Annotated in this window: 17 protein-coding genes; 7 read left to right on the top strand and 10 right to left on the bottom strand. The window is 34.9% G+C overall.

Going from position 1 to position 13,256, the window contains the following annotated elements; translation table 11 throughout:
* The first annotated feature begins 12 nt into the window (after positions 1-12).
* From folE to CLAN_RS00450, 7 genes are read left to right on the top strand one after another with little or no spacing between them, the layout of a single operon-like run.
* A complete protein-coding gene (folE, locus tag CLAN_RS00480; RefSeq protein WP_390885760.1) occupies positions 13-582 on the top strand; it encodes a GTP cyclohydrolase I FolE in 570 nt (189 codons plus the stop codon).
* The gene (gene fliI, locus CLAN_RS00475) at positions 579-1,889 is read left to right on the top strand and encodes a flagellar protein export ATPase FliI (protein WP_100590303.1); all 1,311 of its coding nucleotides are present in this window, start codon (positions 579-581) and stop codon (positions 1,887-1,889) included. Before folE ends, fliI begins: the two co-directional genes overlap by 4 nt.
* Positions 1,890-1,914: 25 nt before the next feature.
* Positions 1,915-2,664 (top strand): DUF4198 domain-containing protein, encoded by a 750-nt coding sequence (locus tag CLAN_RS00470; protein ID WP_100590302.1) that lies wholly within the window; start codon positions 1,915-1,917, stop codon positions 2,662-2,664.
* Positions 2,664-3,266, top strand: coding sequence for a cobalt transporter CbiM (cbiM, locus tag CLAN_RS00465; protein ID WP_100590301.1), 603 nt, complete (start codon positions 2,664-2,666; stop codon positions 3,264-3,266). The genes CLAN_RS00470 and cbiM overlap by 1 nt, the downstream gene beginning before the upstream one ends.
* Positions 3,263-3,652, top strand: coding sequence for a hypothetical protein (locus CLAN_RS00460; RefSeq protein ID WP_096013831.1), 390 nt, complete (start codon positions 3,263-3,265; stop codon positions 3,650-3,652). The genes cbiM and CLAN_RS00460 overlap by 4 nt, the downstream gene beginning before the upstream one ends.
* Positions 3,649-4,302 (top strand): CbiQ family ECF transporter T component, encoded by a 654-nt coding sequence (locus CLAN_RS00455; protein ID WP_100590300.1) that lies wholly within the window; start codon positions 3,649-3,651, stop codon positions 4,300-4,302. The genes CLAN_RS00460 and CLAN_RS00455 overlap by 4 nt, the downstream gene beginning before the upstream one ends.
* Positions 4,299-4,952 (top strand): energy-coupling factor ABC transporter ATP-binding protein, encoded by a 654-nt coding sequence (locus CLAN_RS00450; RefSeq protein WP_100590299.1) that lies wholly within the window; start codon positions 4,299-4,301, stop codon positions 4,950-4,952. Before CLAN_RS00455 ends, CLAN_RS00450 begins: the two co-directional genes overlap by 4 nt.
* A gap of 11 nt (positions 4,953-4,963) precedes the next feature.
* Here the strand turns inward: CLAN_RS00450 and CLAN_RS00445 are convergent, their stop codons facing one another.
* From CLAN_RS00445 to CLAN_RS00400, 10 genes are all read right to left on the bottom strand, one after another.
* Positions 4,964-5,146 carry a YgaP family membrane protein gene (locus CLAN_RS00445; protein ID WP_086282992.1) on the bottom strand — a complete coding sequence of 61 codons (183 nt, stop codon included), beginning with the start codon at positions 5,144-5,146 and terminating at the stop codon, positions 4,964-4,966.
* A gap of 108 nt (positions 5,147-5,254) precedes the next feature.
* A complete protein-coding gene (locus CLAN_RS00440; protein WP_096013828.1) occupies positions 5,255-5,563 on the bottom strand; it encodes a hypothetical protein in 309 nt (102 codons plus the stop codon).
* 266 nt (positions 5,564-5,829) lie between these two features.
* The gene (locus CLAN_RS00435) at positions 5,830-6,891 is read right to left on the bottom strand and encodes an ATP-binding protein (RefSeq protein ID WP_096017432.1); all 1,062 of its coding nucleotides are present in this window, start codon (positions 6,889-6,891) and stop codon (positions 5,830-5,832) included.
* Positions 6,888-7,457, bottom strand: a complete 570-nt coding sequence (locus CLAN_RS00430; protein ID WP_100590298.1) for a ribonuclease HII — start codon at positions 7,455-7,457, stop codon at positions 6,888-6,890. The genes CLAN_RS00435 and CLAN_RS00430 overlap by 4 nt, the downstream gene beginning before the upstream one ends.
* Positions 7,458-7,459: 2 nt before the next feature.
* On the bottom strand, positions 7,460-8,170 hold the full coding sequence (locus CLAN_RS00425) for an AMIN domain-containing protein (protein WP_096013825.1): 711 nt from the start codon (positions 8,168-8,170) through the stop codon (positions 7,460-7,462).
* A 7-nt stretch (positions 8,171-8,177) separates the two neighbouring features.
* Complete coding sequence (locus tag CLAN_RS00420; RefSeq protein ID WP_096029736.1) at positions 8,178-8,447, bottom strand: hypothetical protein; 270 nt, start codon at positions 8,445-8,447, stop codon at positions 8,178-8,180.
* Positions 8,444-9,694, bottom strand: coding sequence for a phosphopyruvate hydratase (eno, locus tag CLAN_RS00415; protein ID WP_100590297.1), 1,251 nt, complete (start codon positions 9,692-9,694; stop codon positions 8,444-8,446). The genes CLAN_RS00420 and eno overlap by 4 nt, the downstream gene beginning before the upstream one ends.
* On the bottom strand, positions 9,694-10,728 hold the full coding sequence (recA, locus tag CLAN_RS00410; RefSeq protein WP_096013822.1) for a recombinase RecA: 1,035 nt from the start codon (positions 10,726-10,728) through the stop codon (positions 9,694-9,696). Before recA ends, eno begins: the two co-directional genes overlap by 1 nt.
* Before the next feature lie 118 nt (positions 10,729-10,846).
* Positions 10,847-12,550, bottom strand: a complete 1,704-nt coding sequence (locus CLAN_RS00405) for a sensor histidine kinase (protein WP_100590296.1) — start codon at positions 12,548-12,550, stop codon at positions 10,847-10,849.
* Between the two features lies 1 nt (position 12,551).
* Entirely contained in the window at positions 12,552-13,223 is a 672-nt protein-coding gene (locus CLAN_RS00400) for a response regulator transcription factor (RefSeq protein ID WP_086233894.1), read from the bottom strand.
* Positions 13,224-13,256: the final 33 nt, after the last annotated feature.

The following is a 13,256-nucleotide window of genomic DNA, read 5'->3' as shown; positions in this document are numbered from 1 at the left end:
GATAAAAGCAAGATGGCTGAATTTGAAAATTGCGTTAAAAAAATGCTTGAAATCATAGGCGAAGATCCAAATAGAGATGGCCTTATCAATACACCAAAAAGGGTGGCAAAAGCCTATGAATTCATAACTCAAGGCTATAATCAAAGTCCGATTGAAATTCTAGGCGATGCGATGTTTGAAAGTAGCAATAACGAGATGGTATTAATCAAAGATATTGAATTTTACAGCATTTGCGAGCATCACTTGCTACCTATAATTGGTAGGGCTCATGTAGCCTATATCCCTGATGGCAAGGTCGTAGGACTAAGCAAGATCCCAAGAATGGTAAATATCTACGCTAGAAGACTTCAAATTCAAGAGCAGATGACAGAGCAGATCGCTCAAGCCTTACAAGAAGCCATAAACCCAAAAGGCGTAGGCGTAGTAGTAGAGGCTAGGCATATGTGTATGGAGATGAGAGGGGTAGAAAAGATCAACTCAGTTACTACTACTTCGGCTCTTCGTGGCTCTTTTATCAAAAATCCCGAGACTAGAAAAGAGTTCTTTGATCTCATAAATTCCCCAAAATCGGTAAAATTTTGAGCCTAAAAAATATACAAAATCGCCTAGCCAAAAAGATAAATTTATCTAGCATTTTTGGGGTAATTACACGAATAAATGCTAATAATATCGAAATTTCAGGTCTTCGCCCTAGCATTGGCGATATTGTTAGGATTGTTAGCATGGATAGTGATAAAAATGAATTAGGCATGGTAACTGGTCTAAATCATAATGGCGCTAGTATAAGCCCATTTGGGTTTGTAGAAGGGTTTAAAGTCGGCGATAGAGTCTATGCGAGTGATCAAGGGATGAGTATCCCTGTGGGAGAGGCCTTGCTAGGTAGGGTTGTAGATCCATTTATGAATCCAAAAGATGATAAAGGGCCAATAGAATGCTATAGCTTTATGCCTATAATGCGCTCTCCAATTCCTGCTATGAAGCGTGGGCTAATTGATGAGAAATTTAGCGTTGGGATTAAGAGTATTGATGGGCTTTTGACCTGCGGCAAAGGGCAAAAAGTGGGGATTTTCGCTGGTTCTGGCGTAGGCAAATCCACGCTAATGGGCATGATAGTAAGAAACACCCTAGCCCCTATAAAAGTAATAGCATTAATTGGCGAGCGTGGTAGAGAAGTTCCCGAATTTATCCAAAAAAATCTAGGCGGCGATCTAACCAACACAGTAATAATAGTAGCTACAAGCGATGATAGCTCTTTAATGCGTAAATATGGCGCCTTTTGCGCTATGAGCGTGGCTGAATATTTCAAAGATCAAGGCAAAGATGTGCTATTTATGATGGATAGCGTAACTAGATTTGCTATGGCTCAGCGTGAAATCGGCCTAGCCTTAGGCGAGCCACCAACCTCAAAAGGCTATCCACCAAGCGCTCTAACCTTATTGCCACAACTAATGGAAAGAGCCGGAAAAGAAGAAGGCAAAGGCTCTATCACGGCATTTTTCACCGTTTTAGTAGAAGGCGATGATATGAGCGATCCAATAGCTGATCAAAGCAGATCTATCCTAGATGGGCATATAGTTTTAAGCAGAGAATTAACTGATTTTGGTATATATCCACCTATTAATATTCTAAATTCTGCAAGTCGTGTAATGAGCGATATCATCACTAAAGAGCATAGACAAAATGCTAATAAATTTAAAAGGCTATTTTCTATGCTTAAAGAAAATGAGGTTTTAATCCGCATTGGGGCGTATCAAAAGGGCGTTGATAAAGAGCTTGACTATGCTATTAGCAAAAAGAGCGCTATGGAAGAGTTTATAAAGCAAAATCCAGATGAGGGGGTGGAATTTAATCAAACAATAGATATGCTAGCTAAGATAGTTGGTAATTAAAATATTTAAATTTAAAGGAGAGATAATGAGATTAAAATCACTATTAGCAGTAGCGTCGCTTGCGTGCGCATCATGGGGGCATTTTGGCGTGGTAATTCCATCAAATTCTACTATAGATGAGCCATCTCAGGCCAAAGAGATAATAACATATAAATTCACTCACCCATTTGAGGGTATGATGATGAGCTTAGATAAGCCTGTTGAAGCTGGAGTTTTTGTTGGTGGCAAAAAAGAGCTAATCTCAAATTTAAGCGAAAAAAAAGATGGCAAAATGAGCTATTACGAAGCACAATACAATATCAAAGAGCCTGGAATGTATCAATTTTATATGGATCCAAAACCATATTTTGAGCCTGCTGAAAATATCTTTATAAGGCACATTACCAAAACTATAGTAAATGCCTATGGATACGGCGAAGGATGGGATGAGCCAATAGGATTAAAAACTGAGATTATCCCGCTTACTAGACCTTATGGACTTTATAAGGGAAATATCTTTTCAGGCAAGGTCTTATACAAAGGCAAACCGGCTAAAAACACAATTGTAGAAGTAGAATATTTAAATTCAAAATCTCTTAAAGCCCCTGGCGAAGACTATATAACTCAAGAGGTTAAGACTAATGAGCTTGGTGAGTTTAGCTTTGCTATGCCACTTGCTGGTTGGTGGGGATTTTCTGCTTTAAATGAAGATGATGAAACAATCAAAAAAGATGGTAAAGAGTATCCTGTAGAGATCGGCGCAGTTATCTGGGTAGAGACTAAGGATTATGAATAATGCATATTAGTGAAGGAGTTTTAAAGCCTGAAATTATCATCCCAGCGGCGGTTGTCGCTGGGGTTTGGGTGGCTTATCTTATCTATAAATTAAATTTCAAAGATATCCCTAAAATCGCCTGTATGAGCGCTATATTTTTTGTAGCTTCTTTTATACATATTCCCCTTGGGCCCACTTCGATACATCTGATATTAGGTGGTTTGGTGGGTGCGTTCTTGGGCGTAAATGCGATCTTAGCTATATGCGTGGGGCTTTTACTTCAAACTCTCTTTTTTGGCTATGGGGGGATTAGCGTTTTGGGGGTGAATTTGCTTATGATAGCGGCGCCTACGATATTTGCTAGGTATTTTGTCAAACTATCTTTTAAAGAGCAAAAATACCAAAAAATCTATCAATATATATGCTGGTTTTTAGTCGGTTTCATTCCGCTTTTATGCTCATCGCTTATTTTGAGTGGAGTTTTGGTCTTAAATGGCAAGGAGTTTTTGGCTATATCTGGGCTTGCTTTGGCTGCTAATTTCCCACTAATGATAATTGAGGGGATAATAAGCCTATTTGCTATAAGTTTTATTAATAGAGTTAATAAGGAGCTTTTAAATTGATAAGGCTAATTTTGATACTGCTTTGTGGTGTGAGTCTGCAAGCTCACTCTTTGAAGGTTTTTGCTAGTCAAGATGGCGATTTTGTAGTGATTAAGAGCTATTTTTATGGTAATTCGCCTTGTAGAAATTGTAATATCGATATCATCAAAGATGATAAAATCATACAAAATGCCAAAACTGACGAAAATGGCGTTGCTAGGCTTAAACTAATGGCAAATGAATTTGATATTTTGGTTGATGGCTCTTTGGCTCATGAGAAGAGAATTTCATTTTCTACTGATACGAAAATCACTATAGAAGATGATAATCAAATTTCAAAGATTATCTATAGTTTGATAGCTATTATTTTGATTTTTGGGATATTATATCTGATTAAAAGAAAATGATAAATCCATCTATCTCTATAGCGTGTTTTGCGGTTTTTAGCTTTTTTGTGGCTCTTAGTGGAAAGATATATTTGACTCACTTTTTGCCACTTATATTTTTGGGCTTAATCAAATTTAGATATATTTTTGAGATTTTAAAACGGCTTGTTTTTTTGAATTTTTTCATTATTTTGGTCGTTATAAGTGTGCTTTTAGCGGATAATTTAAATTTAGCTTTGCTTATATTTGTAAGGTCAAATTTGATTATTTTATTTGGACTTTTGTCATTTCATAAGCTTAACTCATATAGCCTAGCACTAGGCGTTTCAGGGCTTGGAATGGGTAATAAAATTAGCTATTTATTCTATTTTTGTGTTAGATTTATAGAGATAGGCAAGATGGATTTTTACAAATTTAAACGCACTTTAAAAGCTAGAAATTTCAATCACAAAACTTCGATTTTTGTATATCAAACATACGCAAATTTAGTCGCAATGCTATTTTTAAGTGCGTTTAAAAAATCTCAAATGTTAGAAAAAACAATGCTAGCTAGGGGATTTGATGGGAAATTTTATAAATTTAAAAATAGCATTAAATTTGGATTTTGTGATATTTTGCTTATAATTTTGGTTTTAATCGCACTGATTTTAAGGCAAGGAGTATTGATTTGAGCTGTTCTGTAACACTAAAAAATATAAAAGCTAAAATAGCAAATAGAGTTTTGTTTGAGAATTTAAATTTAAATCTCTCACACAAAGAAAAGGTCGCTATCATAGGTCAAAATGGCTCTGGCAAATCAACCCTACTTGAGATAATTGGCGGTCTTAATAAGCCTTGTGATGGTAGTGTGGAGATATTTCACGAGCCTATGAGAGAGCTAAGTGAGTTTGAAAAATATAGAAATTTAATAGGCTTTTTGTTCCAAAATAGCGATGATCAATTTATCGCTCCAAGTGTTATTGAGGATGTGGCTTTTAGCCTTTTGGCAAGGGGTGTAAGCAAGGATGAAGCAAGAAAAAGAGCTGAGTTTATGCTAGGTGAACTTGGGATTTCGCACTTAAGAGATGAGATAGTCTTTTATCTCTCTGGTGGTGAAAAAAAGCTTGTGGCATTAGCTGGGGTTTTGATAACCGAGCCTAAAATTTTATTACTTGATGAGCCCACAACTGCGCTTGATTATGATATGCAAATCAAGGTAGCAAATATCCTTGGTAGCTTAGATATCGCTCAAATCATCGTCTCACACGATAAGGAATTTATAAATAAGGTAGTAGATAAGGTATATTTTTTAAATCAAAATGGACTAAGCCTAGAAGCTTAGCCAAATTTATATCACTTTTTCTTAAATGGGCAGCTTTGTTTGCCTAATACCCTGTATATTGGGCAAAAGCCTATTAATCCTGTTATCAAAGGCACCAAACCTATCAAAGCCCACCAACTAGCATAGAAATACCATACTCCAACTATCACCAAAATACCGATTACAACTCTTAAAACTCTTTCAAATTTAGACACAATTTCTCCTTAATATTTGTATAATTATAGCTAAATTTTTAAATTTTATCTGTGATTATCTTGGATTTTATGAAATTATAATTTTATATAAACACCTTAAAAAGGGGCTTAAGCATATATATCAAGCTTTAAATATGTCCTAGAGTAATTTATCTCAATTCCATCAAAGCTACTTTGGCTAACTGGTTGGGTGGATTGGGTAGTTTGGGTATCAGTAGAGCTGGTATCTGTGTTACTATTTGTAGCACTTATGCTAAGCTCTTCTTTGGTGTATTCTATGCTTAAGAGCTTTTTTTCTTCCTCTTTTTGCCTAGCTATCTGCTTTTCTAGCTCTATTTGAGCGAAATCTAACGCAGGTTTGCCCCAAAATTTTACCTTCGTATCAATAAGCTTTCCGCAAACATCTACAAGAGCCATTATCGCCTACCAATTGCAAATTCCAAAACTATGGTGAAATAATCTAAGAAAAAAGATTTTTCTCATATTTGATTCTCCATTTGTGGTTTAAGGGTATATTTAAATTCCCTTGAATTCATCTATCGGTAAAATCACAAATAAATTTAATTTTTTAAACTTAAAATAGCATTTTTATTTTATGTGTGTAAATTTGTAACATATATAAAAATAATTGTAATAATATGGTAATATTTTGATAATTTCACTATAAATTTTATAGCATTAGCTTAATTTAGCCACGCAGCCCACTGCCAAAATGGCATTAAATTATATGTGATTTTATCAAATTTCACAATCTGACTTTGCGAATTTGAGATTATATCTACCCTTTTAATCCCCAAATCATCACAATAGTTGCTTAATTTCTTAGCCTTTAACAAAGCAAGCTCCAAAGGCAAAAATGGCAAAATCAAAATCCCCAAATTCATATCAGAGATGATAAAATCTAGTTGATTACTATACTTTATCTCCTTTTTTAGCTTTAAAAGCTCACAAAATACCATATTTGCGATTGTGGCTTTAGGATCTTTGTGGATACTTAGGGCTGATTTTAGAGCAAAATCACTGAAATATACCCTCTTTAAACTGGTATCATCGCTAATGTGCTTAATGGTTTTTATCAGATTTTGGTCTTGAAGTTCTATGATATTTTGGTATAATCTATCTTTACTAAGCTTCATATGGGATTTTAAATTTTTATAAATTTGATATGAATTTAGTGGTTGATGGATGAAATTTGCGACATTTGCTAAAATTTTTGTATTTAGCTCACCTTTTGATGATTTAATATATTTTTGTAAAAATCCACCAATCTCAAATTCGCTTAAAAATGGACTAAAAGCCAAATTCCCACGATTTAAAAAGTGGCTAAAAAGCGTCTTAGCTTCATAATTTTTATGGTAAAAAAGCATAAACTCTTCATAATCCAACCCCAATATCTCAACCTCATCAAGTCCATCTATATAAAGCGAATTTAAATCGGTAGAAATGATGATATTATCGCATTTAGGCAAGGTTATCGGCTCTTTTAAATTCTCAATTGCCAAAGCCTTTATCCCTTTAGCCTTGATAAATTCATCCAAATTTAGCTCCACACCAAAGCTTCTTACATCATCAAGGTCAATATACAAAAAATTATCAAATTTGCTCAAATGATTTAAAATAAGCGAGCTTTTCCCGCTACCATTAACACCTTTTAATAGGATTTTGGGGCTTTGAATTTGAATTTTACGCTCTAAAAACTCTCTATATTTTGGCGGATTTTGATAAAGACTCTCTAAAATACTCAAATTTCATCCCTAAAAAGTGAGCTTTCAAGGGCTTTTGGCTTAAAGCTAAGTCTAGTTAAATCATTTGATCCAAATCGTCTAAGTGCCTCTATATGAGCCTTAACTCCATAGCCTTTGTGCTTGGCATAGCCAAAATTTGGGTATAAGCTATCAAAAGATCTCATCTGTCTATCTCGGCTTACCTTGGCTATTATGCTAGCTGCGCTTACTTGTGGGATTTTCGCATCGGCTTTGATCATCGTGCTAATCCCCTTAATACCATAATCACAATTACCATCATAGATTATCAAATGATCTTTAAAGTGAAATTTCACCACTCTCAAAGCAGCTCTTAAACATTCGCTAAGACCGATTTGGTCTATAATTTTGTTATTAAAATATATAGTTATAAAATTCGATTTCAAAATCAAATTTTGGTATATCTGCTCTCTTTTTTTGGGGGTGAGCTTTTTAGAATCAGTTAATCCAAGCTCACTCACATCAGCCTTAAAAGCACATCCACATACCACCAACTCACCGGCCAAAGCACCCCTACCAGCTTCATCTACGCCGCAAATGCTAGGCATAATTATCTAAGTGTGAGAGTATATCCATTGCCACTTTGGCGAAGCCCGTAGTGGTAGTTGCCATCTAAGAATAATACAACTCTATAATAATCTTTATGAGCTCCAATTGTTATCTTTTTTAATGGGCCTTTATAGACTCTTATGGTTTGGGTATTGAATTCGCTATTTTTATGAAAATCCATAACAATTTTATCCGGTTTATTGATGATAAAATCCCTTATCAATCTATCTTGATTGATAATTTCGATTTTTGAGTTAAAAATATCGAATTTGATAAAATCCATAAATGAGACACTATCTAGTGGCGGTTCTATCTTAGGTGGGACGCTAAGTGGCTTTGGTGCGGCCTTTTTGGCTGCGGCTTGTTTGGTCTGTTCATCTGTGGTAGTAACTGATACATCAAGGGCTGGGGTAGTCTCATTTGTCACTGGGGATTGCGATGAGATGATGATATCATCATGCCAATCAAAACTTGCATTAATATCAATACTCTTTTGCTTTATACTACCATCTATGGATTTGTAATTAAAAGTCGCACTCACTAACTCTCTAGCATCACTTGGAAATTTGGCTATGATTTTATCTAGTTTTGGAGAGTTTTGGCTGATATTTGTAGAGTTTAGCGTAGTGGTATTGATATCATCTGGGACAAATGGATTCTCTCTAGCTAACAGCACCATAGCACAACTTGCTAATAAAATAACTCTTTTCATCTTTTACTCACTTATAACTATCTGGGTCTAGCCCGATTAACTCAAAATACTCTTTTTGTAAAGCTGAATTTAACTCTTGATATCTCTTTACTTCGCTATTTAAGTTATCTTTTTGCTCTTTTAGATCATATAAGACAGATGCTGAGCGACTGCCAAAAAAGACATTGCCAACATAAATAGCAAATATTATCGTAACTAATATAAGCAAAAAGTATGCGACAACTCTTCTAAATGAGCTAGATTTTTTATAATCTAGCTCGACCAAAATTGGATTCAAATTCTATCGCCTAGATATTCGCTTGTTTCGCACTCAATCTCTAATAAGCGATTATATTTTGCGTTTCTTTCGCTTCTGCTTGTGGCGCCTGTCTTTATCTGGCCGGTATTTAGAGCTACAGCAAAATCAGCTATAAAGCTATCTTCACTCTCACCGCTTCTATGACTCATTATACAGTGGTAACCATTTCTTTGAGCTAGGCGGACTGTTTGCATAGTTTGGCTAACTGTGCCAATCTGATTTGGCTTGATTAATACTGCGTTTGCTATGCCTTTTTGGATTCCTTCTTTTAGAATCTTCTCATTTGTTACAAATAGATCATCGCCAACTAATTGAATTTTATCTCCCAGCCTATCTGTTAGCACTCTCCATCCATCCCAGTCATCTTCGCTAAGGCCATCTTCAATTGATACTATCGGATATTTTTCGCACAATTTTGCGTATTTTTCTACCATCTCTTGACTTGTAAATTCCTTGCCTTCTAGCTTATAGACCTTACCATCATATAGCTCGCTAGCGGCGACATCAAGAGCTAGTTTGATCTGTTCATTTGGTTTATATCCGGCTTTTATAATAGCTTGAGTTATTAACTCTAATGGCTCTTCATTGTCTTTTAAATTTGGCGCAAATCCACCCTCATCACCAACAGCGGTGCTATGGCCGGCGTCATTTAATAATTTTTTAAGTGTTTGATATATCTCTGCTACAGCTCTTAGAGCATCGCTAAATTTGTTAAAACCAAAAGGCATAATCATAAATTCTTGAAAATCCACGCTATTATTAGCATGAGCTCCGCCATTTATGATATTAAACATCGGCACAGGAAGAATAGAAGCATTAGCCCCGCCAAGATATTTATATAGCGGAAGTTTGCTCGAATTTGCCGCCGCTCTAGCTACTGCCATGGATACGCCAAGAGCTGCATTAGCACCGATTTTGCTAAAATTATCAGTACCATCTAGTGCGATTAGAGCATCATCAATCGCTTTTTGGTTTAAAGCGTCTTTACCGCAAAGCTCTTCTGCTATCATTGAATTTACATTTTTAATAGCCTTTAAAACGCCCTTGCCACCATATGCTTCTCCGCCATCTCTAAGCTCTAAAGCCTCTCTTTTACCGGTGCTAGCACCACTTGGGACTATTGCTGAGCCTGTGCTTCCATCGCATAGTGTTACGAAGGCTTTTATCGTAGGATTTCCACGACTATCCAAAACTTCTATCGCTTTTATATCTTTAATTACTGGCATTACTCTTCCTCGCTTTCATTTTCATCATCTGCACTACTCATCATGCTATCGCCTATATTTTCACGGATTTTAGTTGTGATCTCTTCGGCTATATTTAAATTCTCTTTTAAAAACGCCTTGGCATTTTCTCTACCTTGGCCTATTTTGGTGCTTTCATAGCTAAACCAAGCACCACTTTTATCGATTATATCTAGCTTAACTCCATAATCTACGATCTCACCTTCTTTGCTGATTCCCTCGCCAAACATTATATCAAATTCAGCTACTTTAAATGGTGGTGCTACTTTATTTTTAACTACTTTTACCTTAACTCTATTTCCAATTGGCTCGTCGCTCTGCTTAAGTGTGGCGACCTTGCGGACATCTAGGCGAACTGAAGCGTAGAATTTAAGCGCATTACCGCCTGTTGTAGTCTCTGGCGTGCCATAACCCATAGCGCCAATTTTCATACGAATTTGGTTGATAAATACAACCGTAGTTCCCATTTTATGGACGATACCAGTAAGCTTTCTTAAGGCTTGACTCATTAATCTTGCTTGAAGACCTACATGCTGATCTCCCATATCGCCTTCTATCTCGCTTTTTGGCGTGAGTGCTGCTACGCTATCAACTATGATTAGATCCACTGCCCCACTTCTAGCTAGAGTCTCTACAATATCAAGAGCTTGTTCGCCAAAATCAGGTTGAGATATATATAAGTTATCAGTATCTATACCTAAATTTTTGGCATATTTGACATCTAAAGCATGCTCGGCATCCACAAAAGCACACACGCCACCAGCTTTTTGGCATTCAGCTATCAAATGCAATGTAAGAGTGGTCTTACCAGAGCTTTCAGGGCCGTAAATTTCGATAATTCTACCCTTTGGTACTCCACCAATTCCAAGGGCGATATCAAGACCTATTGAGCCGGTGCTAATACTATCAATAGGCTCAATCTCCTTATCTCCTAGTCTTAAAATAGTCCCCTTGCCAAAAGCTTTATCTATCTGTTTAAGGGCTAAATCAAGACTTTTTTTCTTATTTTCGTCCATAATTTTCCTTGTGATTTTGATTATACAAATGGGGTAATTGTATCTTAAAAAAGCTAATACACCGATAAAATTTGGATATTAATTTGAAATTTATTTAAATTTGCTTAGTGGTTTTTAACTAAGATTTTTGAAAGATGATTATAAACTCACTTCCTATATCTTTTTGGCTTTTTAATTTTACTTTGGCGTGGTGCATATTTAAAACTGATTTAACTATTGATAGTCCTAATCCTGTGCCACCTACTTTTTTGCTATAACTTTTATCCACGCAATAAAATCTCTCAAATATCCGCTCTTGTGAGCTTGGCTCAATTCCTATGCCACTATCTTTAATGCTAAGCTCTACGCAATCTTGCAAATTTCTTATCTTGATTTTGACATAGCCACCTGGGTGATTGTATTTAATAGCGTTATCACATAGATTGAAAATAGCGTGTTCTAATAGCTCTTTTGAGCCGTGGATATAGGCCTCTTCAAGCTCAAATTTAAACTCAATATCATATTTTTTGGCTACGCTTTTTAAGTTAGAATAGACTTTTAAGAGTAGATTTTTAAGCTCTACTTTGGAAAATGGGATATTTTTGGTATGGGATTCATCTAAAAATGATAATTTCAAAATATCTTCTATTAGGTGTAATAATCTTTTAGATTCATTATAAATTGTATCTATAAAATGCGGAATATCATCACTTTTTACAAGATTATTTCTAATCATCTCGGCATTTCCCATTATAGAAGTTAGCGGGGTTTTAAGCTCGTGAGTTACATTAGCGCTAAATTCTTTGCTTAAATTTTGGTTTCTTTTAAGCTCTGTAATATCGCAAATAACGATAATTAGCCCTTTGAATTTGCCTTTTTGCGAAAAAATCGGCGAAAAGACAATCTCACACTCCACCAAAGTCTCTTGCATAAACACTATCTGCTCTCTTATCTCGCAAGATATCTTGCCATCTTTGAAATCTCTTAAATTTTGTAATAAAAGCTTTAAAAATAGATCATTTTGAATTTGAGATATATTAGTATGTTTGGCTAAATTAGCAAAGTATTTTTGAGCGCTTGGATTTATGCTTAGTATCTCTCCGGAGCGATTGATGATGATAAGGCCATCTTTCATACCTTTGGTTAGAGATTGTAGCTCTTGTCTTTTTTGTTTTAGATGTTTAAATTGGCTTTTGATAATTTTGTTTTGTTTTTTGAGAGTTTCTATCAAAACTCTAAGCTCTGGATATGGTAAATTCTCATCTAAATTCTTTAAATCTATATTGTAAATTGGGCGTAAAATTATATGCGTAAGGTATTTAGCTAATAAAAATGAAAATATCAGCACCGCTATAATCTCAGCAACAATATAAGGTATAAAGCTCATAAATATCGCATATAGATAATCTTGTTCTTTTGAAATTCTTAAAACAAATTCCCCTTTTTCATTAGAGATTTTAAGCCCATAATATAAATTTCGCTTTAAAAGTGTATTAGAATAGCGTATATTTGTGGATTCTCCATATTCTATCGCCTCTTTAAACTCGGCTCTATTGCTGTGATTATCCAAATTTAGATTATTGGCAAAATTATCATATATCACAACTCCATTTTGGTCAATTATGCTAATTCTATAAGTCTCATCTAGGTCTTTTAAGCTTTGTATAGAGCCATTTTGGATAGATGATAAAACCTCACTTTTAATGCTATAAGCATAATTTTTCAATCTATCAAAAAGCTCATTTTTAAGCACAGATTCTATAGAAAATATCAAAAATATATTGATAAATAAAGCTAGTGCTAATGTAGAAAAAATAATGAAATAAAATACCCTTTTTTGCATCCTACTCTCTTACTAACTTATAACCAACTCCGTGAATTGTCCTAATCATATCTGACATATTACCAAGCTTTTTTCTTAGTGTTTTAATATGCATATCTATCGTTCTACTCTCTTTATCATAGCTATAGCCCCATATCATCTCTAAAAGCATATCACGGCTAAAAACTTGATTTGGATTTTGTAATAAAAACCCAAGTAATTCAAATTCTTTTAAGGTTAATTCCAAAGGCTTGCCATTAACTTTAACAATATGATTTTTATATGAAAACTCCAATCCATTAAAGCTTATATCGCTATTTGGCTCTTCTTTGGCTTTGCGTCTAGAAATCACCCTAATACGAGCCAAAAGCTCCATCACTCCAAAAGGTTTTGCGATATAGTCATCAGCACCTAGATCAAGGCCTTTGACCTTATTTATCTCACTATCAAGAGCTGTAAGCATCAAAACACAAATATCTTTATATTTAGCACTATTTTTAAGATCTTTTAAAATCTCAAATCCATCGCCATCTGGAAGCATAACATCAAGCACTAGAATTTGAGGGATTTGATCTTTTAAGGCTTTATAAAAATCCTTAGCTAGACTAAAGCCTTTTACTGGGATATTTTGGGATTTTAAAGCATAGCAAATAAGATCTAAAATCGCCCCTTCATCTTCTAAGACATAGATCACTTAAATTCCTTTAAATTTACCAAATTATAGCAA

The organism is Campylobacter lanienae NCTC 13004 (assembly GCF_002139935.1).
Lineage (GTDB): Bacteria > Campylobacterota > Campylobacteria > Campylobacterales > Campylobacteraceae > Campylobacter > Campylobacter lanienae.
Note: the sequence above shows the minus strand (reverse complement) of the source record. Positions and strands in the feature narration are given on the sequence as shown.